Origin of the sequence: Gilliamella sp. B14384G10, from assembly GCF_016101685.1 — a bacterium.
In the GTDB taxonomy this organism is placed as follows: Bacteria; Pseudomonadota; Gammaproteobacteria; order Enterobacterales; family Orbaceae; genus Gilliamella; species Gilliamella apis_A.
This window is the reverse complement of the sequence record NZ_JACFQA010000003.1, coordinates 88,743-112,484: the sequence shown is the minus strand read 5'-3', so window position 1 is coordinate 112,484 and position 23,742 is coordinate 88,743. Positions and strand designations below refer to the sequence as shown.

General features: G+C 36.8%; 20 protein-coding genes and 2 pseudogenes. 13 read left to right on the top strand and 9 right to left on the bottom strand.

The annotated features are described in order from the left end of the window. Positions 1-73: 73 nt before the first annotated feature. From H3T54_RS12100 to H3T54_RS08810, 10 genes and pseudogenes are all read left to right on the top strand, one after another. Positions 74-440, top strand: a pseudogene (locus H3T54_RS12100) (PTS sugar transporter subunit IIA); the annotation flags it as partial. Between the two features lie 65 nt (positions 441-505). Then, positions 506-1,045, top strand: a pseudogene (locus tag H3T54_RS12095) (PTS system mannose/fructose/N-acetylgalactosamine-transporter subunit IIB); the annotation flags it as partial. A gap of 21 nt (positions 1,046-1,066) precedes the next feature. Further along, on the top strand, positions 1,067-1,867 hold the full coding sequence (locus H3T54_RS08845; RefSeq protein ID WP_110448515.1) for a PTS mannose/fructose/sorbose transporter subunit IIC: 801 nt from the start codon (positions 1,067-1,069) through the stop codon (positions 1,865-1,867). A 16-nt stretch (positions 1,868-1,883) separates the two neighbouring features. Then, on the top strand, positions 1,884-2,795 hold the full coding sequence (locus H3T54_RS08840) for a PTS system mannose/fructose/sorbose family transporter subunit IID (RefSeq protein ID WP_110448516.1): 912 nt from the start codon (positions 1,884-1,886) through the stop codon (positions 2,793-2,795). Between the two features lie 150 nt (positions 2,796-2,945). Further along, positions 2,946-3,314, top strand: a complete 369-nt coding sequence (locus H3T54_RS08835) for a DUF956 family protein (RefSeq protein ID WP_110448517.1) — start codon at positions 2,946-2,948, stop codon at positions 3,312-3,314. Between the two features lie 274 nt (positions 3,315-3,588). Continuing rightward, entirely contained in the window at positions 3,589-3,837 is a 249-nt protein-coding gene (gene rpsP / locus H3T54_RS08830; protein ID WP_034900786.1) for a 30S ribosomal protein S16, read from the top strand. A 19-nt stretch (positions 3,838-3,856) separates the two neighbouring features. Then, positions 3,857-4,387, top strand: coding sequence for a ribosome maturation factor RimM (rimM, locus tag H3T54_RS08825; RefSeq protein WP_086320463.1), 531 nt, complete (start codon positions 3,857-3,859; stop codon positions 4,385-4,387). 16 nt (positions 4,388-4,403) lie between these two features. Continuing rightward, positions 4,404-5,156, top strand: coding sequence for a tRNA (guanosine(37)-N1)-methyltransferase TrmD (trmD, locus tag H3T54_RS08820; protein WP_110448518.1), 753 nt, complete (start codon positions 4,404-4,406; stop codon positions 5,154-5,156). 31 nt (positions 5,157-5,187) lie between these two features. After that, positions 5,188-5,538: a 50S ribosomal protein L19 gene (gene rplS / locus H3T54_RS08815; protein WP_025314641.1), complete on the top strand. Its 351-nt coding sequence runs from the start codon at positions 5,188-5,190 to the stop codon at positions 5,536-5,538. Between the two features lie 157 nt (positions 5,539-5,695). After that, on the top strand, positions 5,696-6,301 hold the full coding sequence (locus H3T54_RS08810; RefSeq protein WP_065613828.1) for a MarC family protein: 606 nt from the start codon (positions 5,696-5,698) through the stop codon (positions 6,299-6,301). Positions 6,302-6,417: 116 nt separating this feature from the next. Here the strand turns inward: H3T54_RS08810 and H3T54_RS08805 are convergent, their stop codons facing one another. From H3T54_RS08805 to lysA, 4 genes are read right to left on the bottom strand one after another with little or no spacing between them, the layout of a single operon-like run. Further along, on the bottom strand, positions 6,418-7,821 hold the full coding sequence (locus H3T54_RS08805) for an amino acid permease (protein WP_198222131.1): 1,404 nt from the start codon (positions 7,819-7,821) through the stop codon (positions 6,418-6,420). A 54-nt stretch (positions 7,822-7,875) separates the two neighbouring features. Then, entirely contained in the window at positions 7,876-8,982 is a 1,107-nt protein-coding gene (locus H3T54_RS08800) for an alanine/ornithine racemase family PLP-dependent enzyme (protein ID WP_198222129.1), read from the bottom strand. Positions 8,983-9,000: 18 nt separating this feature from the next. Further along, entirely contained in the window at positions 9,001-10,413 is a 1,413-nt protein-coding gene (locus H3T54_RS08795; RefSeq protein WP_086362971.1) for an APC family permease, read from the bottom strand. Positions 10,414-10,468: 55 nt separating this feature from the next. Further along, positions 10,469-11,866 (bottom strand): diaminopimelate decarboxylase, encoded by a 1,398-nt coding sequence (lysA, locus tag H3T54_RS08790; protein WP_086362972.1) that lies wholly within the window; start codon positions 11,864-11,866, stop codon positions 10,469-10,471. Positions 11,867-12,120: 254 nt separating this feature from the next. Between lysA and H3T54_RS08785 the strand changes: the two genes are divergently transcribed. Continuing rightward, positions 12,121-13,557 (top strand): sigma 54-interacting transcriptional regulator, encoded by a 1,437-nt coding sequence (locus tag H3T54_RS08785; RefSeq protein WP_181414698.1) that lies wholly within the window; start codon positions 12,121-12,123, stop codon positions 13,555-13,557. Here the strand turns inward: H3T54_RS08785 and H3T54_RS08780 are convergent, their stop codons facing one another. Continuing rightward, positions 13,558-14,745: an NAD(P)/FAD-dependent oxidoreductase gene (locus tag H3T54_RS08780; protein ID WP_198222127.1), complete on the bottom strand. Its 1,188-nt coding sequence runs from the start codon at positions 14,743-14,745 to the stop codon at positions 13,558-13,560. A 395-nt stretch (positions 14,746-15,140) separates the two neighbouring features. On the opposite strand from H3T54_RS08780, the gene gltB reads away from it, so the two are divergent. Next, positions 15,141-19,598: a glutamate synthase large subunit gene (gene gltB, locus H3T54_RS08775; RefSeq protein ID WP_198222125.1), complete on the top strand. Its 4,458-nt coding sequence runs from the start codon at positions 15,141-15,143 to the stop codon at positions 19,596-19,598. A 14-nt stretch (positions 19,599-19,612) separates the two neighbouring features. Further along, positions 19,613-21,025 (top strand): FAD-dependent oxidoreductase, encoded by a 1,413-nt coding sequence (locus tag H3T54_RS08770; RefSeq protein ID WP_198222123.1) that lies wholly within the window; start codon positions 19,613-19,615, stop codon positions 21,023-21,025. Between the two features lie 113 nt (positions 21,026-21,138). Here H3T54_RS08770 and H3T54_RS08765 read toward each other — a convergent pair whose 3' ends face one another. From H3T54_RS08765 to mazG, 4 genes are all read right to left on the bottom strand, one after another. Then, complete coding sequence (locus H3T54_RS08765) at positions 21,139-21,669, bottom strand: hypothetical protein (RefSeq protein WP_086359110.1); 531 nt, start codon at positions 21,667-21,669, stop codon at positions 21,139-21,141. A 21-nt stretch (positions 21,670-21,690) separates the two neighbouring features. Beyond that, positions 21,691-22,383 carry a glutathione S-transferase family protein gene (locus tag H3T54_RS08760; RefSeq protein WP_198222121.1) on the bottom strand — a complete coding sequence of 231 codons (693 nt, stop codon included), beginning with the start codon at positions 22,381-22,383 and terminating at the stop codon, positions 21,691-21,693. Between the two features lie 89 nt (positions 22,384-22,472). Further along, the gene (locus H3T54_RS08755) at positions 22,473-22,913 is read right to left on the bottom strand and encodes a hypothetical protein (protein ID WP_086359108.1); all 441 of its coding nucleotides are present in this window, start codon (positions 22,911-22,913) and stop codon (positions 22,473-22,475) included. Next, entirely contained in the window at positions 22,906-23,703 is a 798-nt protein-coding gene (mazG, locus tag H3T54_RS08750; RefSeq protein WP_198201402.1) for a nucleoside triphosphate pyrophosphohydrolase, read from the bottom strand. The genes H3T54_RS08755 and mazG overlap by 8 nt, the downstream gene beginning before the upstream one ends. Positions 23,704-23,742 lie beyond the last annotated feature (39 nt).

Below are 23,742 nucleotides of genomic sequence, written 5' to 3'. Positions count from 1 at the left end.
CTAAAATAAAATTACTTTGCTTTATTTTATTAACTTTATATTAGCAATAATATAAAAAACTAGGAGGTACGTTATGGTTGGAATTATCCTAGCAACTCATGGTGAGTTTGCTGAAGGTATTTTACAATCAGGGACGATGATATTTGGCGAGCAAGAAAACGTTAAAGCCGTTACCTTGCACCCAAGTGATAGTCCAGAAAGTTTAAAAGAACGGATGCTAGCAGCAATAGCTACTTTCGATAACCAAAATGAAGTACTGTTTTTAGTTGATTTATGGGGTGGAACACCATTTAATCAAGCCAATACACTCTGTGGCGAACACCCAAATTGGGCTATCGTTGCTGGCTTGAATCTTCCTATGCTGATCGAAGCCTATTCATCACGTTTATCCATGGATAGTGCCAAACAAGTGGCTACAGCAATTATAGAGTCAGCTCAGGAAGGAATTCGAACAACTGTTGAAATTGCGGCTAAACCACAAGTAAACAACCAACAATCAAATACTATCCCAGAAGGTACCGTGTTAGGTGATGGTAAGTTGAAAATAGTATTAGCTCGTGTTGATTCGCGCTTATTACATGGTCAGGTGGCGACGTCTTGGACTAAAGCCACAAATCCTAATCGTATTATCGTGGTTTCCGATTCAGTAGCCAAAGATGAATTACGGAAAAAACTAATTGAAGAGGCGGCTCCTCCTGGAGTTAAAGCCAATGTCGTGCCAATTAAAAAGATTATTCAAGTTGCCCATGATCCGCGTTTTGGCAATACCAAAGCCTTATTACTGTTCGAAAACCCTGAAGATGTACTGCGTGCTTTAGACGGTGGTGTCGATATTGAAACATTAAATGTGGGTTCAATGGCACATTCAGTTGGCAAAGTAATGGTCAATAAAGTGTTATCAATGAGCGCTGAAGATGTTGATGCATTCGAAAAATTGAAAGCGAAAAATGTGAAATTTGACGTTCGCAAAGTGCCTAATGATTCAAACGATAATATGGATGAATTATTAAAAAAAGCGAAACAAGAATTAGCTGAACAAAAATAGTTTAATTAAGGGGTTATTATTATGACTTTATCAATTGTTGCTATCATTCTAGTGATAGTTATTGCTTTTTTAGCTGGGATGGAAGGTATTTTGGATCAATTCCAATTCCACCAACCATTGGTTGCTTGTTCCTTAATTGGTCTGGTAACAGGTAATCTAGAAGCTGGTGTCGTACTAGGTGGATCATTACAGATGATTGCATTAGGTTGGGCAAATATTGGTGCCGCTGTAGCACCTGATGCAGCTCTTGCTGCTGTAGCTTCATCAATTATCTTAGTGCTTGGTGGTCAAGGTGTTGCAGGTGTATCAACTGCGATTGCCGTTGCCATTCCGCTTGCTGTTGCCGGCCTATTTTTAACTATGATTGTGCGAACGATTGCCGTACCTTTAGTACACTTAATGGATGCCGCAGCTGAAGAAGGTAATATTCGCAAAATAGAATGGCTACAAATGTTAGGTGTTTGTTTACAAGGTCTACGTATTGCTATTCCAGCTGCTGCACTATTATTTATTCCTGCTGAAGCCGTCAAAGAAGCATTAAACGCAATGCCTGAATGGTTAACAACTGGTATGGCTATTGGTGGTGGAATGGTTGTTGCCGTTGGTTATGCCATGGTAATCAATATGATGGCAAACCGCGAAGTTTGGCCATTTTTCATTATCGGTTTTGTGGTTGCAGCAATATCACAATTAACTTTGATTGCACTCGGTGCCTTAGGTATCGCTTTAGCACTGATTTATATAAACCTTTCTGAACGTGGTAATTCATCAAGCGGTGGAAGTAAAGGCGATCCACTTGATGATATTTTGAATGATTACTAGGAACTTGGAGAAGAACATGACAGATCGAATTCAATTAAGCAAAAAAGACCGTTTAGCGGTAGCTTGGCGTTCAACTTTCCTCCAAGGTTCTTGGAATTATGAACGTATGCAAAATGGTGGTTGGGCCTATTCAATGATTCCCGCTATCAAAAAATTATATACTACAAAAGAAGACCGTTCAGCGGCTTTGAAACGCCATTTAGAATTTTTTAATACTCACCCTTATTTAGCATCACCAGTACTAGGTGTAACTCTAGCCTTAGAAGAAGAACGAGCTAATGGTGCACCGGTTGATGATGTTGCAATTCAAGGGGTAAAAGTGGGAATGATGGGACCTTTAGCCGGTGTAGGTGATCCTGTGTTCTGGTTTACTGTTCGTCCGATGCTCGGCGCACTTGGTGCATCACTTGCCCTAAGCGGTAACATTTTAGGACCAATTTTATTCTTCTTATTTTGGAATATTATTCGTGGGAGCTTTATGTGGTTTACCCAAGAATTCGGGTATCGTACTGGCTCAAAAATTACCGACAATTTAGGTGGTGGTTTGCTACAAAAAATCACCAAAGGTGCATCTATCTTGGGGATGTTTGTACTAGCAGCATTAGTGCAAAGATGGGTTTCAATAAAATTCCAACCAATTGTATCAACGGTTAAATTAGATAATGGTGCATTTATCGATTGGAATTCCCTTCCTGCTGGTGCCGAAGGTATTCACCAAGCATTGATTCAAATGCAAAGTGGATTGGCGCTTAACCAAGAAAAAGTCACCACCTTACAAAATAACTTAGATCAGTTAATACCTGGACTGGTGCCATTATTATTAACTTTCTTATGTATGTGGTTACTTCGTAAAAAAGTATCGCCAATTTTAATTATTCTTGGACTATTTTTAGTCGGTATTTTGGGTCACGTTGTCGGTCTTTTATAAAAATAATCGTTTTGACTAAAAAAATTGAGGAGAGTACTTTTTAAAGCAAAAATTGTCGCTTTCCTCAAACATTAATCACCCTTTTTTCAAAATAATCAAAAAAGGGTGTAATGAGTAACTCAAATTTGCATAAGGGATACAAACAACTAAATGGTTCAGTCATTAAATAGCAAAATAGATTTAACAGTAAAAGCGACAGCTTTTTCAGGACTTTCAGAATACGGTCATATTATGATTGGCGATAAAGCGTTCGAATTTTATCATCAGCGAGATCCTCGCAAATATATTCAAATACCTTGGGAAGAAGTCGATTATGTCATCGCATCGGTATTTTTTAAAGGAAGATGGATATCACGTTACTCTATACAAACCAAAAAAGATGGTACATTTGCATTTGCATCTAAAGATCCCAAACAAGTATTAAGAGCTATCCGAGTATATGTTGATAGTCAGAGAATGGTTAAATCATTAGGTTTTTTTGATGTTTTAATTCGCGCATTTAGGCGTAAAAAGCCTTAATTATTGGGCACACAGCTATTTAAAAGGCTAACTATCGCAATATTATAATTCAGCTAATTAGCCAACATAACTTAAGCTTATTATCTATAATATAAATTGGTTAAAAGATTAATTTATATTCATTCATAACAAAACTTGCCAATAACCAAATCCACCACGCTTTTTCACACTCAATCAATCATTGCACTTTTTGCTAGAAAGAGTATAATTCTGGGGCTTTGATTTTGTCCATGTTGGGCAAAAGAAAGATTATTTTTTAATTTAAGAGGATGTTATGGTAACTATTCGTTTAGCTCGTGGTGGCTCTAAAAAGCGCCCTTTTTATCAAGTAGTTGTCACTGATAGCCGTAACCCACGTGATGGTCGTTTTATTGAACGCGTTGGCTTTTTTAATCCAATTGCACAAGGTAAAGCAGAAGAATTACGTTTAGATCTTGATCGCGTAAATCATTGGGTTGGTTTAGGTGCAACTGTTTCTGATCGTGTTAATGCATTGATCAAACAAGCACAAAAAGCTGCTTAATTAAGTAATAGTAACTGTGATGATGAATACTGAGAATCTAATTGTTGTGGGTAAACTTGGTTCAAGCTACGGCATTCGTGGATGGCTCAGGATTTTTTCGTTTACAGAATTTCCAGATAGTATTTTTGATTACAAACCTTGGTATATCCAGCGTGCTGGTAAATGGCAAGAAGTAGTCGTTGAGAGCTTTAAACCTCATAATCAGGACATGATTGTTAAACTCAAAGGCGTTGATGATCGCGACCAAGCTAATGCGTTGACGAATGCTGAAGTATTTGTTGATGCTGAGAAATTGCCTGAACTAAATCAAGGTGATTTTTATTGGAAAGATTTGATTGGCTGTCGAGTAAAAACAGTTAATGGTTATGACTTAGGTCAGGTAACTGATTTAATGGAAACCGGTTCTAATGATGTATTGGTTGTTAAAGCAAATCTAAAAGATGCATTTGGAGCAACAGAACGTTTAATCCCTTTTGTTGAAGAACAATTTATTAAACAAGTTGATTTAACAACAAAAATGATTGTGGTCGATTGGGATCCTGCATTTTAATTGGTAAGGTAAGAATATGTGGATTGGCGTAATTAGCCTTTTTCCCGAAATGTTCCAAGCTATTACCTGTTATGGCGTAACTGGTCGAGCCGTTAAAAATGGGCTGTTAACAGTAGATTATTGGAACCCGCGCGATTTTGCGCATGATAAGCATAAGACTGTCGATGATAGGCCTTATGGTGGTGGTCCAGGCATGTTAATGATGGTACAACCACTTAGAGATGCGATTCATGCAGCCAAAGCTGTAGCAGGTGAAGATACTAAAGTAATCTATCTTTCTCCACAAGGGCGCAAATTAAACCAACAGGGAGTTTGCGAGTTGTCACAATATCAAAAATTGATTTTGATTTGTGGACGATACGAAGGTATAGATGAACGCGTTATCCAAACCGAAATTGATGAAGAATGGTCAATTGGGGATTACGTGTTAAGTGGCGGTGAATTACCGGCGATGACAATGATTGATGCATTAGCAAGGTTTATCCCTGGCGTGTTAAATCATGAATCATCAGCAGAAGAAGACTCTTTTGCTAACGGTTTACTTGATTGCCCACACTATACTCGTCCAGAGGTGTTAGATGGAATGGCGGTGCCCGATGTATTAATGTCTGGTCACCATGAAGCGATTCGTCGTTGGCGATTAAAACAATCACTAGGACGAACTTGGTTGAGAAGAGAAGATCTTCTTGAAAATCTAGCTCTGACTGATGAAGAGCAACGTTTACTCACTGAATTCCAACAGGAATATAATGATAAACCGAGCCAATAATATTTCAGTATAACTAGTAAGAGACAAAATTATGAAAAATGCAATTATTCAGCAATTAGAACAAGAACAAATGAAAAAAGACATCCCGTCTTTTCGCCCGGGTGATACGGTAGAAGTTAAAGTATGGGTTGTTGAAGGTAACAAAAAACGTCTTCAAGCATATGAAGGTGTAGTTGTAGCAATTCGTAATCGTGGTTTACATTCTGCATTTACAGTACGTAAAATTTCGAATGGCGAAGGTGTTGAACGAGTATTCCAAACTCACTCACCAATTGTTGATTCAATTACTGTGAAACGTCGTGGTCAAGTACGTCAAGCTAAACTTTACTACTTACGCGAACTTCGTGGTAAAGCAGCTCGTATCAAAGAGCGCCTTAACTAATTCCAATTGGTTCATATTTAATAAACTAATTAAAATATATCCAATTAAAATGGTCACCTTTATGGTGACCGTTTTTATGTGTATAGTAAATGTTCATTCCCGCCAACAATCGTTGACACAATTCAAGTAATATCTAAATGATATAAAAGGTAACATAATGGATAACTATCTTGTTGAGATTCTTGCCACCACAACCAAGTTATTCGCATTGATGACGCCACCAGCAGTGTTAAGTGCATTTTTAAGTGGCACCAAACAATATGATGAAGCACAACGTCGCAAAATAGCATTAAAAACATCTTGTGCAGTATTTATTATTGGTATTGTGCTATTCTTTTTTGGTAATGCCATGTTTAGTGTGTTCGGTTTTACACTTGATGCGTTTAGAATTGGCTCGGGAGCATTATTATTTATTACCGCTGTTGCTTTAATGAATGATTCACCGGAAAAAAATAAAATTCATAGTGACGATGATGATATTAGTGTCGTACCACTAGCAATACCATTATGTATGGGGCCGGCATCAATCGGTACAATTATTGTAATGGGCACAAGTTCAGTTGGTATTATGCAAAATTTGATTGGTGCAATTTCTCTACTAATTGCCTCTAGTGGTATTTATGCCATGCTATTATGCGCTAAAAGCATTGCTAAAGTATTAAAAAATACAGGTATTGCTATTCTATCAAAACTAACGGGGTTATTAATATCGGCTATTGCAGCGCAAGTGGTATTTACAGGTGTCTCCGCATTCTTAAAATAATTTGGCTAACAATAGGTTAGAAATAGAATTTGTGTATTGTCAGCAAATATTAATATTTGATTGTATGTAATCACCGATAATTAATCATTAGGTGATTACATATATAATGAATATGATTAATCTATTTGGTTATCCAACTTAACTTTTCGTTTTTTAAAAAAGTAGTACGTACTCAAGATAACAAAAATTAAGATTACCTCAGATAATAAAATAAAATGTCCTGATTCACCAAACCAGACCCCAACAATAATAACAATGTTAACGGTAATAGATATTATCGCTAACCAAGGAAATAGTGGGGATTTAAATTTAATCATATCTTTACTATATTTACCTTCATTTACTCCTTTCCGAAATTGATACTGACACCAAGCAATAATAATCCAAGCAAAACAACCAACTTGCCCAGTACTTGCTACTAAATAGAGGTATAATTTTTCAGCTGCGATATACTTAGAAAATAGCGAAACTAAAGCAATAATAGCAATAAACAATATTCCTTTGGTTGGCACGCCACGTTTATTCACTTCTGAGAAATATTTTGGTGCTAAATTATCCTGAGCCATCGACCATAACATTCTAGAACTAGCATAAACTGCCGAATTAGCAGCCGAAATCGCAGCACAAAATATAACGAACAGCATTGCATACGATGCAAAGGTTATCCCCGCTTTATTGAATACCCAAACAAATGGGCTAATTTCATCATGTGTTGTACCATAGGGATATACCAGTGCTAACACGGCTATTGCTAACACATAAAACAAAATTATCCGAAACGCCACACCGGTGATAATTTTAGGCAAAACAGTTTGGGGTGATTGCGCTTCACCTGCGGCACTACCAATTAATTCAACCCCCTGAAATGAATAAGTCACAATAGTCATACAAACAAAGATTGATAAAAATCCATTAGGAAACCAGCCCTGCTCTGTCTTAAAAGTTGGTAACACATGTGTTTGATTATATTGTTGATAAAGTAGATATATACCAACTGCTATAAACGTAATAATGGCTAATACCTTGATTGTTGAAAACCAATATTCACTTTCACCAAAAGCTCGAACAGAGGTTAAATGAACACAAGTGATAACGGTTAGAATAATTAGACTAAGAATGTAGATAGGAATAGAGGAAAAAACTTGATGAGCAATCATAGACGCCGCTGTTAAGTCAGCAGCCATAGATAGTACCCAGCTTAACCAATATAACCAGCCAATAGTATAACTCCAAATAGGATGTGGAATAAACATTAATGCATAATGCTGGAAAGACCCTGCATGAGGGAATGCGCAAGAAAGTTCACCTAAGCAAAGCATGGTAGACAGCATAATACTGCCGGCAAGTAGATAAGCGATAATGGTCCCTAAAGGCCCAACAGTGCTAAGTGGCGCTGCAATACCAATAAATAATCCTGTACCAATTGAACCACCTAATGAAATCATCAATAAATGACGATTCTTTAAGTTTTTCTTTAAAGTACTGGGATAAGGACTTTCTTGAGGTTCTGATGTTGCCATGTAAACCGCCTAGTAATCAATAATAGCTGCTGGTTGCCCAGCAGCAGTTATATATTAATAAACAAATCGTTTTTCTACGCCGTTGGTTTGGCAAGCCATAAGCAGAGCTGTGTAATCAAGCTCAAAAACGATCATATCGCCAACTCGCAATGTTTCAGAAACATCTTCAATATCAACGATAGTATGATCACTCGTTTGACCTAATACCGTAATGTTATCATTTACCGGTACACAGTTTTCCGCCGGCACATCTTGACGACCAAAAGCAAGCAAAGCTCGTTTACGAGTACCGTGATCAACAAAAGTTTTGCTGTTCAAAAAGGCATCAACACCTAATTCACCAACAGGCACGGTAGGTTTACTATTAAGTTCGATAACTTGTGCATATAATTTATACATGTCACTACAAGCTTTCTCGACCGGTTTGTTTGAGTGATGAAACTCATCAAGATATTTCATATCGACATACTCAATACCAAACTCATGTAAACCACCAATACGGATGTGATTAAGTCCTTCTGGCCAGATCCCTTTATCAAGCAGATGGTAACTAGTACAGTTACCAGCAGATAGATATTTGCTCTTGATATTACAAGCTTCTTCAACTTTGCGTGCTATGTGTAAAAAATCTACGCCATTTTTCACTGTCGGTAGCACAGTTCCATAGCAGTTAAAGTTAGTACCAAGCCCATAAAGCTCAACACCGGGTAAAGAAAGGATCAGTTTGACCGTTTCAATAATATCGTCTACATGTTCAAACCAAATCCCTTCGCGTAAATCCCCCATATCCACCATTAATAAAACTTGATGGACTTTTTGCTGTTTTACCGCTTCATCAGAAAGTGCTTGAATAACTTGTTTTTCACTATTTAAACTGATATCAGCATACTTAACAACTTCACTGATTTCACTTAAACAAGGGCTGCGTAATAGGCAAGTTTTACAATTTAATGCATCTTTAAGTTTCTTCAAATTGTAGGTTCTTGATTCAGCAATAACATCAATACCACCATCAAGCACTGCTTTGGCAGTTTCAACGCAACCATCAAAAACTTTATTTACAGCCATAACTTCAATACCGTGTTTAGCTAATAGCTCTTTTTCAACACGAGCATTGTCTTTTAATTTACCTAAATCAATTTCTAATATAGGTTTGTACATAAATTACTCCTCTATATCTTATTGTTGTTGCAAGCGATTACGTTTTTGTGCGCGATGGTATATCCATTCAGCTAACACAATTGCAAGCACTGCGCCACCAACAATTTTAGCGATATACTCAACATATCCACCCATATCAATTTGTGCAGGTGGAATAAAGACTAAGATCACCGCAAATAATGTAGATAAGAATCCTAAACCTGGTAAAACAATTGGTAATACTTTACCTGGGATCTTAAAGCTACGCGGTACATCTGGTTGAGTAATACGTAAACGATAATAGGCAATAAACATTACTAAGTAAGGAATAAAATAACAAATGGTTGTTAATGCGGTTAACATCCAATATGCAGCAGCAATACTTGGCGATACAAATGTTGAGAAGCAAAGTACCGTTACAATTATCGCTTGGATAACTAAAGCAAATGCTGGTGTTTGATATACTGGATGTAAACGACCAATACGTTCACCAAGTAAGTTATCTTCTTTTGATGCTTCTTGTAACATATAGATAGGACCAACTAACCATGAGTTAATTTGACCTAATGCACCAAAGAATAAACAGATTGCCATTACAGGTAATAACCAAGGCATATTTAATTCTTCAGCGGCAGCTTCCATCGCTTGCATTACACCGGCAACAATATCAGTATCAGCAGCAGGTAATAAAGTATTAATTGCCCAAGTTCCGATCATATAGATACCTACAATAACAATTGCAGATACTGCCATTGCTTTAGGGAAGTCTCGTTGTGGATCACGAGTACGGCCTGCAATCATTGGTGCAACTTCAAGTCCAGCAAAAGCGAACATCATGCTTGATAAAAATACAATAGTATCCCAACTACTTAAATCCGGAATCCAATCACTAACATGGCTATAATCAGTTGCCATTGGATGACCAGTCATTAACCATACAATAGCTAATAACACGATAATACCAGCAGGAATAAATACCCCTAACCATGCACTAACACTGTTAATGATTTTAGTCCATTTCATCCCTTTGATATTCATTAATGTTAAGATCCAGAATACCACCATAGAGCCAACACCAATAAACACCTGATTTTGTGCTAGTTCAGGACTAAACATGTAACCAATTGCAGTAAAACCAAATTGCAACATGAGTGGGAAGAAAAGCACGCATGAGAATAGGAAACAAACGACTACTATCCAGCCAATTCGTTTACCAAACGCTTCTTTTACCCAGACAAATATCCCACCATCTTTAGGCCAACCAGTAGAAAGTTCACCACAAACCATAGCTAATGGGAAAAACAGACAAAATGCAGCAAGTAGCCAAAGCACCATTGCTGACGCTCCATAAGGAGCAACATTAGGAATTTGACGTAAACTTAGAATCGCAATGACATTCATAAACACAATGTCTTTAATGCCAAGTAAACTTGAATCTTTAGAATCACTCATAAAATAACCTCACATTATTATATCTGGAGCACTGAGTGCCCCAGATAGCTCATGATTAATACACGTCGTATCCAACCATATCCTCGTAAGTATCTTCACGGCGAATCAATCGGTCTTTGCCTTCTTTATCAATCATAACAACAGCCGTACGTGGGCGATTGTTATAAACCGTTTGGCTTTCGATGGTATAAGCACCAGCGTCAAGGAAAGCAATGATATCGCCAATCTCAGTGTCTTTAGGTAATAAGAATTCTTCACCTTTAACACCTACATGGAAATAGTCACCACCATCACATAATGGACCAGCTAATTTAATGTATTCATCATGTTGTTCAGTAATTTTTGATGCATCATATACATAGAAGAACCAATCAAAATGTTGACTATCAGATAACACGCTATAACCTGCGTCAACAAATTTCCATTCAACATGTTCTTCGATGTTACCATCTAAATCGTAGTTAGTTTTACGTTTTTCACAAGCAACTTCAGTTAAAAGTACACCTGCTGAACCGGTAACTTTACGGCCTGGTTCGATGCAGATTTCAACGTCTTTACGCCATTTATGAACTTCACTAATTACCGCATCAGCGAAATCTTGTGCTGTAATACCTGCATACATGTTGTCTTGTAATGGGTTACCATTTTCATCATCATATTTATAAGGAACAGGAATACCACCACCAACGTTGATTAAATCAAATTTAATGCCTAAAACTTCTTCTAAACGGCGTGATTCATCAACTAATACTTTAGTCGCTTTAGCAAATGGTTCAGCTTCTGGCACTTGGTCACCCACGTGCATATGTAAACCACGTAAATGCACATAAGGCATTTCAAGAATACGACGACAAGTTTCTTCAGCTTGTTCTAAATCAATACCTGATTTAGCATGATAAGCAGTAACTAATTCTGCATGAGTAGCCGATGGAACATTTGGCTCAACACGCACACAAACATTAGCCATTTTTTTCAAACGACGAGAAATTTCATCGATGATATCTAATTCATATAAGCTATCAACGTTGATGATATAAAGATCATTTTGAATAGCAAATTCTAAATCTACCGGTTTTTTAACTACACCATTGAAAACAATTTGGCTACCAGGGAAACCAATTTCTAAACATTTACGCACTTCAAACATTGAGTTCGCTTCAGCATAGATACCCGCATCTTTAATCGCTTTAAGTACCCCCATTACTGAACATGTTTTTGACGCATAGAAAATTTTTGTGTTTGGATGAGCTTTAAACGAATCTTTGATTTCCTGAATATTACGATCGATTTCTTTTTCAGAAAATACATAGAAAGGTGTTGGATATTTCTTTGCTAATTCTTCCAAATTCACACCATCAAAACAAAGTTTGCCGTTTTGCGCACTAAAACGACGATCTTTTGTTATTAGATCGGTACGTAATTTGTTATAATTTGACATAATTGTGTCGGACATATGACCTCCAGTTAATTAGTACATAAAAAAGGTAAGTAAAAAGATTACTCACTTACAATGCAATCAACGTGCCAACTTATAAAAACACAAATAATCAAGACCTTAACGAAATAATTACAAATAAAATACTAGTCATTTAGTAAGAAATATGGTTTTCTGACGAAAATTTGTCACTATTTTTATTAATACTTGAAAGATATTTAAATCAACGCTAGCTATACTTAGCAATAATCCAATTTTAAAAAGGTTTTAGAATCATGATAATTGATCCTGAATTATTACAAGCATTGGAAATATTTAAACATTTTTTTGATTTAATACATCAGCCAATGGCTATTATTGATAAAGAAGGTAAATATATTTACTACAATCAGGAAAGCGCAGAACTTGATGGCTATACAATGGAGCAAGCCATCGGTAAACCAATGCTTAAAGTTTACCCTAATTTGAAAAAAGAAGATAGTACTATGCTACAAGCTTTACAAGGTAAAGAATATCAAGATACCTATCAAACTTACTATAATCATGTGGGTAAATTAGTTGATTATCAACACACAACTGTACCGCTTTATAATCATAATAAAGAAATTATCGGCGCAGTTGAAATAGGTCGAAATATATCCAATGTTCGGCAGTTGCAAGATCAGGTTTTTCGCCTTAATAGAAAGTTATATCACAATAAAGAACAACCGCTACCGGAAATTGTTTTTGCGTCGAAAAAAATGCAAGAGGTTATCGATCAAACTAATATTTTAGGTAGTAATGATGTTCCGGTATTAATTGTTGGTGAAACTGGTACAGGGAAAGAGCTATTTGCTCGCTTAATTCATCAAACCAGTCAACGCCGAGATAAAGCATTCATTTCACTAAACTGTAGCGCTTTACCAACCACATTGATTGAAAGTACTTTATTTGGGACGGTTAAAGGAGCCTTTACCGGTGCTGAAAATCGTCAAGGTTATCTCGAACTGGCCAATGGCGGAACCTTATTTCTTGATGAACTCAACGCTATGCCTCTTGAAATGCAAAGCAAACTATTACGCTTTTTGCAAGAAAAAACCTATTGGTCTTTAGGTGGAAATAAAGAGAAATATGCTGATGTACGAATTGTAGCGGCGATGAATGAGTCTCCAGCGGAATTGTTAAAAAGCGGTAAAATGCGCAGTGACTTATTTTATCGATTAAATGTTGGTTTAATCAAACTTCCAGCCTTACGGGAAAGACAAGAAGATATCCCTGTATTGGCACGATATTTTATCGATAAACATAAAACTGATGTCAATATAGTGATCACCGGTATCAGTGAACATGCGTTGCAGCAATTAATGTCAGCACCGTGGCCAGGCAATGTACGAATGCTGGAAAATGCGATTGTCCGTAGTATGGTATTACAAAATGAACCTGGTGAATTACAAAAAATTATTCTCGATGAAGAACTATTTGATATTCATAGTCCTTATCCACAAGATCAACTTGAAAATAAGATAGAAAAACCAAGTATTAACGAGTTAACGGGTAATCATAATCTAATCGAACAAGTTGAACATTATGAAAAGCAACTTATCATTGATGCATTAAATCAAGCCAATGGTAAAATTATTACTGCAGCAAAATTACTCAATATCTCACGAACGACATTACAATATAAAGTGAAAAAATATCATATCCAAATGGGTGTTATTGATAATTGATTATACTTGACTCAAGGCTTGGGCGCAGGCAAATGCACTGCTCCAAGCCCATTGGAAATTATAACCACCAAGCCAACCAGCTACATCAACAACCTCACCAATAAAATAAAGATTAGGCTGTTTTTGTGCTACCATGGTTTTTGAAGATAACGCATCGCAACTCACTCCGCCTAAAGTTACTTCTGCGGTACGATAACCTTCCGTTCCATTTGGTATTACATTCCATGTTGTTAATGTCTGATACAGCGCTTGTTGCTGAGTAGGTGTTAACTGTTTAACAGTTAAATCAACAATCAAATTTAGTTGTATTAATGCTTCAATTAACCGCTTAGGTAATATTTGTGCTAAACAATTTTTGAGACTTTGATTACGATTATTATCTAACAGAGGTTTAAAATCATCCTCAAAGTTAAAGTCAGGCAATAAATTGATCGTGATGGCTTCTCCTGCTTGCCAATAACTGGATATTTGTAAAATAGCTGGTCCAGATAATCCTCGATGGGTAAATAATAGATTCTCTTTAAAACTAATGCGTTCATTCGATACTTCAACTGATAACGCAATTCCTGCTAACGTCGATAATACAGCTAACAAAGGTTTATGTAAGGTAAACGGCACTAGCCCTGCTTTTACAGGCACCACTGGGATAGAAAATTTTTCAGCAATTTTATAACCAATAGCGGTCATACCAAGTGCAGGCATCGATTGTCCACCCGTTGCCACAATTAATTTATCAGTATAAACACAACCCTGTGAAGTAGATAACTTAAATCCTTGTTGCTCTTCATTAACATCTTCAAGTTGTGTTTTTAACATAAATTTAACTTGTCCTTTTTGGCACTCTTTGACCAACATATCGACAATATCTTGCGCTGAATTATCACAAAATAGCTGACCATGATCTTTTTCATGATAGGCAATACCATATTGATTAACCAATTGGATAAAATCCCATTGGCTAAACCGTTTTAGAGCAGATTTACAAAAGTGACGATTTTCAGAAATATAATGATTTGCTTCGACATTAAGATTGGTAAAATTACATTTACCACCACCAGACATTAAGATTTTACGACCTAATTTTTTACCGTTATCAATGACAGTAACATCATGACCTTGTTGTCCCAACAGACCAGCACAAAAAAGCCCTGCAGCGCCAGCACCTATAATTGTTATTTTAGTTTGCATATTTCATCTATAAGCAATAATCGATAATCTATTATAACAGCATAAATCTGGTGATTATAACTCCCTGATTTTGGAAAAAATCAGCAAATATAGTCAATTTTTATAGCTAAAAAACCCCTTTCCTCAAACTTTTTTTAATCAGATATTAATTCTTATTATGAAAAAATTTTTAAATTAAATAGCTTTAATCTTAGAAAAAATTTAAAACCAATAAAAACAATTAGTTAACACAAGATATAAGCTTCATTAATATATATGGGTTAAGTGATTAAAATATTGACTTATAAATAATATTTATTTGACCTAAAACCTATTTTTAATTACCTTCACACCTAATATGGGATTAATGCCTATACCTTCACAAAAAATAATAACGATGAATTTGAGGCAATGATATGTTATATAACCAGCATCATGAAAAAGATAACTGCGGATTTGGTTTAATTGCTCACATTGAAGGGCAACCAAGTCACAAAGTGGTGCGTACCGCAATTCACGGACTTGCTCGTATGCAACACCGTGGTGCCATATTATCGGATGGTAAAACCGGTGATGGCTGTGGTCTTTTAATGCAAAAACCAGACCGATTTTTCCGATTAGTCGCCGAGGACGCAGGTTGGCGCTTAGCCGCTAATTATGCCGTTGGCATGCTATTTTTAAGTCAAGATGAAACAGAAGCTCAAGCTAGCCGTAAAATTGTCGAAGAAGAGCTAGCAGAAGAAACCTTATATGTTTTAGGTTGGCGTGAAGTACCAATTGATAAAAGTGTGCTTGGTGAAATCGCACTCTCATCACTACCAAGAATTGAACAAGTATTTGTCAATGCCCCTGCTGGCTGGACCAAGATTGATTTAGAACGTCGCTTATATATGGTTCGCCGTCGTATTGAAAAACGAGTGCAAGATGATACGTTTTATGTCTGTAGTTTTTCAAATCAGGTTAATATCTATAAAGGCTTATGTATGCCGAAAGATTTACCTCGATTCTATTTAGATTTGGCTGATATTCGTATGGAAACAGCAATCTGTTTATTCCATCAACGTTTCTCAACCAATACTGTACCGCGTTGGCCACTTGCGCAACCATTTAGACATTTAGCTCATAATGGTGAGATCAATACTATTGAAGGTAATCGACAATGGGCAAAAGCGCGATCTTACAAATTTAAAACACCCTTGATTCCAGATCTACAAGATGCGGCACCGTTTGTTAATGTCACCGGTTCTGATTCAAGCTCGCTAGATAATATGCTGGAACTATTTTTAGTTGGTGGTATGGATATTGTCCGTGCGATGCGTTTACTCGTGCCACCAGCATGGCAAAACAATCCAGATATGAATGAGGATTTACGAGCTTTCTTTGATTTTAACTCCATGCATATGGAACCATGGGACGGTCCTGCTGGTATCGTTATGTCAGATGGTCGTTATGCTGCGTGTAACTTAGACCGTAATGGTTTACGTCCTGCTCGTTATGTTATTACTACAGATAAACTCATCACTTGTGCTTCAGAAATCGGTATTTGGGACTATCAACCCGATGAAGTCGTCACCAAAGGGCGAGTGGGTCCGGGTGAATTACTGGTAATTGATACTGAAGAAGGTCGCATTTTACAATCTTCAGAAACCGATAATGATCTCCAAAAACGTCATCCATATAAAGAATGGATGGCTAAAAATGTGAAACGTCTGATCCCATTTGAAGATCTTCCTGATGATGATATCGGTTCTCGTGATTATGATGATACATTACTAGCAACTTACCAAAAACAATTTGGTTATAGTGCCGAAGAGCTCGACCAATGTATTCGAGTTTTAGGTGAAAACGGTCAAGAAGCAACTGGCTCAATGGGCGATGATACACCATTTGCCGTGTTATCAAGTCGTCCACGCTTAATTTATGATTACTTCCGACAAAAATTTGCTCAGGTAACCAATCCACCGATAGATCCATTACGCGAAGCACATGTCATGTCACTATCGACTAGTATCGGTCGTGAAATGAATGTATTTGCCGAAGCAGAAGGCCAGGCACATCGGGTTGCATTTAAATATCCAGTATTGGTTCATTCTGATTTTAAACAATTAACTACTTTAGAATCACGTTATTACAAATCAGAAACGCTTGATATCACATATGAAATTGACGGTAGTTTATGTGACGCAATTGAACAGTTATGTGGTGATGCTGAAGCAAAGGTCCGTGCAGGAACAGTATTACTAATTTTATCAGATAGAAATATTGCCCCTGACCGTTTACCGATCCCTGCGCCAATGGCGGTCGGTGCCGTACAACAACGTTTAGTTGAAAAGAACTTGCGCTGTGATGCCAATATCATTGTTGAAACAGCAAGTTGTCGAGATCCGCATCAATTCGCCGTTTTACTAGGCTTTGGTGCAACAGCAATCTATCCATATTTAGCCTATGAAACCCTAGCTCAAATGGTAGATAATGGCACTGTGAATAAGTCTTATCGAGAAGCAATTCTTAATTATCGCAATGGTATTAATAAAGGCTTATACAAAATCATGTCCAAAATGGGTATTTCAACTGTTGCTTCTTACCGCTGTTCTAAACTATTTGAGGCCGTAGGTCTAAATGAAGAAGTGGTTGAACTCTGCTTCCAAGGGGTAACTAGCCGTATTAGTGGTGCCAATTTTGATGATTTTGCTCAAGATCAGTTCAATCTGTCTAAGAAAGCATGGCTACGATGTAAACCATTAGAACAAGGTGGCTTGTTGAAATTTGTGCATGGCGGTGAATACCATGCTTATAATCCTGATGTAGTACAATCACTACAAAAAGCGGTAAATAATGGTAATTATGAAGATTATAAGCGCTATGTAGATATCGTAAATAATCGACCAGCTGCAACCTTGCGAGATCTGTTAAAACTCAATCCACCTGAAAACGCAGCTATCGCACTTGATCAGGTGGAACCAGAAGAGTCATTATTTAAACGATTTGACTCGGCAGCTATGTCAATTGGTGCATTAAGTCCAGAAGCGCATGAATCATTAGCCGAAGCCATGAACACCTTAGGTGGCTTTTCTAACTCAGGTGAAGGCGGAGAAGATCCAGCTCGTTATAACACAATCAAAGTATCACGTATTAAACAAGTTGCCTCTGGCCGATTTGGTGTAACACCAGGTTATTTAATGAGTGCTGATGTTATTCAAATTAAAGTCGCTCAAGGTGCAAAACCGGGCGAAGGTGGTCAATTACCTGGCGATAAAGTCACCCCTTATATTGCAAAATTACGTTTTTCTGTACCGGGTGTAACATTAATTTCACCGCCACCACATCATGATATCTATTCAATTGAAGACTTGGCGCAATTGATTTTTGACTTAAAACAGATTAATCCAACCGCAATGATTTCGGTTAAGTTGGTTTCTGAACCAGGAGTAGGTACTATCGCAACCGGTGTTGCCAAAGCCTATGCTGATTTAATCACTATTTCAGGTTACGATGGCGGTACTGGAGCCAGTCCGTTAACTTCGGTTAAATATGCAGGATCACCATGGGAACTAGGTTTAGTTGAGACCCAACAATCATTAGTTGCTAATGGTTTACGTCACAAAATACGCTTACAAGTTGACGGTGGCCTAAAAACTGGCGCAGATATTGTTAAAGCGGCAATTTTAGGTGCTGAAAGCTTTGGTTTTGGTACTGGACCAATGGTTGCATTGGGTTGTAAATACCTCCGTATTTGTCATCTTAATAACTGTGCAACCGGTGTTGCAACTCAAGATGAGAAGTTACGTAGTGATCATTATCATGGTCTACCAGAAAAAGCGATGAACTATTTCCGTTTTATTGCGCGTAATACTCGTGAAGTTATGGCCGAACTAGGCGTTAGTCGAATCGTTGATTTAATCGGTCGTACAGATTTACTTCTTGAACTTGATGGCATTACTGCAAAACAACAGAAATTGGATCTATCAAGCTTGCTTGAAACGGCAACCCCAATAGAAGGTAAACCGGTTCACTGTATTGAAGACAATAAACCATTTGATAAAGGTGTACTGAATAAAGAGATTATAACCCAAGCACAACAAGCAGTAGATAATCGTCAAAGTAAAAGTTTCTACTTTGACATTCAAAATACTGATCGTTCTGTTGGTACAACTTTATCTGGTTATATTGCTAAAAAATATGGCGATCAAGGCCTAGTCACATCCCCTATTTCCTTGAATTTCAACGGTACTGCTGGACAAAGCTTTGGTGTATGGAATGCCGGCGGTGTTGATTTAACGCTGACTGGCGATGCCAACGACTATGTCGGTAAAGGCATGGCTGGCGGTCGTATTGTCATCCGTCCACCACAAGGTTCGGCATTTTTAAGCCATGAAGCGACCATTGCAGGTAATACCTGTTTATATGGTGCCACTGGTGGTAAATTATTTGCTGCTGGCCGAGCAGGTGAACGTTTTGCAGTACGTAACTCAGGCGCTATAAGTGTGGTTGAAGGCATTGGTGATAATGGCTGTGAATATATGACTGGCGGTATTGTCTGTGTTTTAGGTAAAACAGGCGTTAACTTTGGTGCAGGTATGACCGGTGGTTTTGCTTACATTTTAGATACTGATGGCGATTTACATAAGCGAATCAATAAAGAGTTGGTCGAAATGTTAGATGTTGCTGACTATTCAATTCATGAAGAACACTTACGTGGTTTAATTATGGAGCACGCACAACTAACCCATTCAACTTGGGCTGAAGAAATATTAGCTAATTGGGAAGATTTTGCTAAACAATTTGTATTAGTTAAACCAAAATCTAGCGATGTTAAAGCATTATTAGGTCACCGTAGTCGCTCAACAGCTGAACTACGTGTTCAGGCACAGTAAGGAGAAAACACGATATGAGTCAAAATGTTTATCAGTTTATCGATTTACAACGTGTCGATCCGCCTAAAAAATCGCTAAACATTCGTAAAATTGAATTTGTAGAAATTTATGAAGGCTTTTCAGCTTCGCAATCTCAAGCACAGGCAGATCGTTGCCTTGCTTGTGGTAACCCTTATTGTGAATGGCGCTGCCCAGTCCATAATTACATTCCAAATTGGTTAAAATTGGTCAATGAAGGGAAAATTTTAGAAGCAGTTGAATTATCTCACCAAACTAATAGTTTACCTGAGGTATGTGGTCGAGTTTGTCCACAAGATCGTCTGTGTGAAGGATCTTGTACTTTAAATGCTGAATTTGGTGCAGTAACTATCGGTAATATTGAACGTTATATTACTGATGAAGCATTCAAAATGGGCTGGAAACCAAACTTATCTAATGTTGAAAAAACTGGCTTAAGAGTCGCAATAATCGGCGCTGGTCCAGCAGGTCTTGCTTGTGCTGATGTATTAGTCCGTAATGGTATAACACCAGTCGTTTTCGATCGCCATCCAGAAATTGGTGGTTTATTAACTTTCGGTATCCCTGCCTTCAAATTAGACAAAGAAGTCTTAATTAATCGTAGACGCATCTTTACCGAAATGGGGGTTGAATTCCGTTTAAATACTGAAGTCGGCAAAACCGTTCAATTAGCTGATCTTATCAATGAATTTGATGCTATCTTTGTCGGAGCGGGTACTTATCAATCAATGCGTGCAGGGCTTGAAAATGAAGATGCTAATGGCGTTTATGATGCATTACCATTCTTAATTGCCAATACTAAGCATATTATGCAACATCAACAAACCGAAGATACTCCATATATAGACATGAAAAATAAACGTGTCGTTGTCTTAGGTGGTGGTGATACCGCGATGGATTGTGTTCGAACTTCTATCCGTCAAGGTGCAACTGAAGTAACTTGCGCCTATCGTCGTGACGAAGCTAACATGCCGGGCTCTAAACGTGAAGTCAAAAATGCCAAAGAAGAAGGCGTACAATTCCAGTTTAATGTGCAACCTCTTAGTATTGAGGTCAATAATAGCGGGCAAGTTACTGGGGTAAAAATGGTCAGAACCGAGCTTGGTGAACCAGATGCAAAAGGCCGTCGTTCGCCAGTGATTGTCGAAGGTTCAGAATTTGTGCTTCCGGCTGATGCGGTAGTTATGGCATTTGGTTTTAAACCACATGCTATGCCATGGTTAGCTGAGCATGGTGTTGATTTTGATGATAGAGGTAGAATAATCGCACCAGAAATCAAAGGATACCAAACTACCAATGCCAAAATCTTTGCTGGCGGTGATGCGGTACGCGGTTCTGATTTAGTCGTTACGGCAATTAGTGAAGGGCGTAAAGCTGCTGAAGGAATCTTGGATTACTTAGAAGTGTAATCACTAATCATTGTTTAAAAAATCAAACCCGCTTCAATACAAGCGGGTTTTTTAATGGCAAAGAAATTTATTTCAGTGATAGTTCAGTTTCGACAATAAAATAGATATCACTGTTAAGACAGCTCTGCATCCACTATCACTTGTTCATTGCCAGTTTCGTCAATTAATATAATTGATAACCAGTCAATGCCGTCACAAAGTAGTTGTTGCCAAGCTATTTTTCGCCCATCAAGCAATATTACATTACCTTGTTCATCAAACTCATAAAGTTCTTTTTCTGAATCATAGTCAATACTATAACCAATTGTTAATTTTATTTTTGACGATGGAACATTAAATTTTTCAAGTAATCTATTCGCTTTTTCTTCATCAGAATGACTATCACAAAACATTGCGTTATAACCATGTTCAGTTTCATCAAATAGTAATATTTCTTCTTTACTGTTAGTAGATTTTGCAACAATTTTAATATTTGCGAAAGACGGTTCTACCCCTGTAATATAACCATTTTCTAATTCACCATAATAATAGATGTCAAACCATTGCTCTTTAGTTGATGACTGAAGAGAAAAAGATGTTACCCCATTGGACTCATCTTCGATAATGTCCATAGCATATTGAGTTAGATGGGATGGTATTTTCATATTATTTCCAGCAATGCTTAATTATCTGTGTATACGATAAGGTTCATCCATGGCTACAAAAGATTGTTCTTGCAATGCATCTGCTATCCAATCTTTCACACCTTTAGTGTTACAAATAGTATCAATATAATCGCTGAGAACTGAACTTGTTGCTATATGATAATTTTTTAGTCTTAGACATAAAGGGACATAAAATCCATCGGCTATACTAAAATTACCAAACAAATAGTCACCATCTGAATTTTTTGAAGTTAATAACGAAGATAATAACTCATCTAAAAACATGATTTCATTTTTTACATCTTGATGATCTCGTAAAATTATTTGTCCTATTTCCGGTAATTCTGCTTCAATATTCATTGGCAAATAATGTCGAATAGCTTGAAATCCAGAATGCATCTTTGCCACTAAACTTCGTGCAATTGCCCTCTTTTTGCTATCAGTCGGCCATAATGCTAAATCATTGTGCTTTTCAGCCAAATATTCACAAATAGCTAAAGAATCACTTATTACTAGATCATCATCAATCAGAATTGGTACCGTGCCATATTTTGAAACTGAGAATATCGTTCTTTTGAATAAAGAATCATCATCAAAACTATCAAATTTAATTAGCTTTTCGTTAAAAGGAATATCAAAATATTTCAATACAACCCAAGGTCGCATAGACCATGTTGAGTAGTTTTTATTACCAATATAAAGTGTATAGTTCATACTTAGAATTCCTTTTAACAAAATTTATTAAAGTCGGAAAACTTATCTGTTTAGCAACTTTTTTTAATTATATTTATTGCAAATATGATTTATAGATAAACTAAATTGGTACCTTTTTCTGGTTGGAAAACTGCTTTGCCAAATTCATCTAGAAAATAAGCGATATGATCAGTTTTATCGCCTAATAAACGCCCTTTTACTTTATTCCATGTTAATAATGCTATGGTCGAATCAGGTTCACAGCAAATTAACATTGGTTGTTCTAATTCTTGATTCCAATAAAACTGACCACCGTATAATTTATGTGCAGTTAATAATAAATAACAGCCATATTCTTGTGAAATCATATTGAGTTGTTCTTCAGGAAGACCAAAGCTTTTATCTGCCATTTCACCAATAATCATTTCAACAACAGAAATACTCTTTTCCGAGTAATCTAATTGATTAATACTCCACGTTGGGCTATGTAAAATAGCATTTTGAGACCAAGCCTCTATTTCTTGATATAATTCATTTTTTTGTTCAGTCATTTTTATTTACTTCGCTAGTTGATTTTTCTGTTTGCTTGACAATTTGCCATGCATCTTCCATTTCTTCAAGTGTTGCATCAACTAAATTGCGATTTTTTTGCTTTAGTAGCAATTCAACTTGTTTAAATCGCCTAATAAACTTGTTATTAGCATTTTGTAAGCATAACTCTGATTTAACTTTTAAATGTCTTGCCAAATTGACGGTAGCAAACAACAGGTCGCCCATTTCTTCTGCAACTTTTGATTGCTCAATAGTTGATTGTGCTAATTCTTGTTCAACTTCATTAAGTTCTTCTTTAACTTTAGCTATAACTGGTTGTAGTTCAGTCCAATCAAATCCGACTGATGCACAACGTTTTTGGATTTTTTCAGCCTTCATTAATGCCGGAATAGCATTGGGAATATCATCTAATAGCGAATATTGCGCACGCTTATCACGTTCTTGTTGTTTAAGCTGTTCCCAATTTGGTTTACTCATATTATTTGAAAAAATATGCGGATGACGGCTTATCAATTTATCAGCCACTGATTGACAAATATCATCAAAATTAAACAAACCTTGTTCGTTGGCTAAATCCGCATAAAACACAATCTGAAACAGTAGGTCACCCAGTTCACTTTTAAGTTCAACCATATCTTGTCTATCAATTGCATCTAAGACTTCATAGGTCTCTTCTAAAGTATAGGATTTTAACGAGTCAAAAGTTTGTTTGCTGTCCCATTCACAGCCATCAATAGGGTTGCGCAACTTTTTAGTAATATCCTGCAATCGTTTTAATTCGCTTAACATTTTTCTCACAATTGATTAATGATTAAGAATATAACCAGC

Excerpts from the sequence above, each read along its gene's own strand:
- H3T54_RS08845 (WP_110448515.1), top strand. The coding sequence starts at position 1,067 with ATGACTTTATCAATTGTTGCTATCATTCTAGTGATAGTTATTGCTTTT.
- H3T54_RS08840 (WP_110448516.1), top strand. The coding sequence starts at position 1,884 with ATGACAGATCGAATTCAATTAAGCAAAAAAGACCGTTTAGCGGTAGCT.
- H3T54_RS08835 (WP_110448517.1), top strand. The coding sequence starts at position 2,946 with ATGGTTCAGTCATTAAATAGCAAAATAGATTTAACAGTAAAAGCGACA.
- rpsP (WP_034900786.1), top strand. The coding sequence starts at position 3,589 with ATGGTAACTATTCGTTTAGCTCGTGGTGGCTCTAAAAAGCGCCCTTTT.
- rimM (WP_086320463.1), top strand. The coding sequence starts at position 3,857 with ATGATGAATACTGAGAATCTAATTGTTGTGGGTAAACTTGGTTCAAGC.
- trmD (WP_110448518.1), top strand. The coding sequence starts at position 4,404 with ATGTGGATTGGCGTAATTAGCCTTTTTCCCGAAATGTTCCAAGCTATT.
- rplS (WP_025314641.1), top strand. The coding sequence starts at position 5,188 with ATGAAAAATGCAATTATTCAGCAATTAGAACAAGAACAAATGAAAAAA.
- H3T54_RS08810 (WP_065613828.1), top strand. The coding sequence starts at position 5,696 with ATGGATAACTATCTTGTTGAGATTCTTGCCACCACAACCAAGTTATTC.
- H3T54_RS08805 (WP_198222131.1), bottom strand. The coding sequence starts at position 7,821 with ATGGCAACATCAGAACCTCAAGAAAGTCCTTATCCCAGTACTTTAAAG.
- H3T54_RS08800 (WP_198222129.1), bottom strand. The coding sequence starts at position 8,982 with ATGTACAAACCTATATTAGAAATTGATTTAGGTAAATTAAAAGACAAT.
- H3T54_RS08795 (WP_086362971.1), bottom strand. The coding sequence starts at position 10,413 with ATGAGTGATTCTAAAGATTCAAGTTTACTTGGCATTAAAGACATTGTG.
- lysA (WP_086362972.1), bottom strand. The coding sequence starts at position 11,866 with ATGTCCGACACAATTATGTCAAATTATAACAAATTACGTACCGATCTA.
- H3T54_RS08780 (WP_198222127.1), bottom strand. The coding sequence starts at position 14,745 with ATGCAAACTAAAATAACAATTATAGGTGCTGGCGCTGCAGGGCTTTTT.
- gltB (WP_198222125.1), top strand. The coding sequence starts at position 15,141 with ATGTTATATAACCAGCATCATGAAAAAGATAACTGCGGATTTGGTTTA.
- H3T54_RS08770 (WP_198222123.1), top strand. The coding sequence starts at position 19,613 with ATGAGTCAAAATGTTTATCAGTTTATCGATTTACAACGTGTCGATCCG.
- H3T54_RS08765 (WP_086359110.1), bottom strand. The coding sequence starts at position 21,669 with ATGAAAATACCATCCCATCTAACTCAATATGCTATGGACATTATCGAA.
- H3T54_RS08760 (WP_198222121.1), bottom strand. The coding sequence starts at position 22,383 with ATGAACTATACACTTTATATTGGTAATAAAAACTACTCAACATGGTCT.
- H3T54_RS08755 (WP_086359108.1), bottom strand. The coding sequence starts at position 22,913 with ATGACTGAACAAAAAAATGAATTATATCAAGAAATAGAGGCTTGGTCT.
- mazG (WP_198201402.1), bottom strand. The coding sequence starts at position 23,703 with ATGTTAAGCGAATTAAAACGATTGCAGGATATTACTAAAAAGTTGCGC.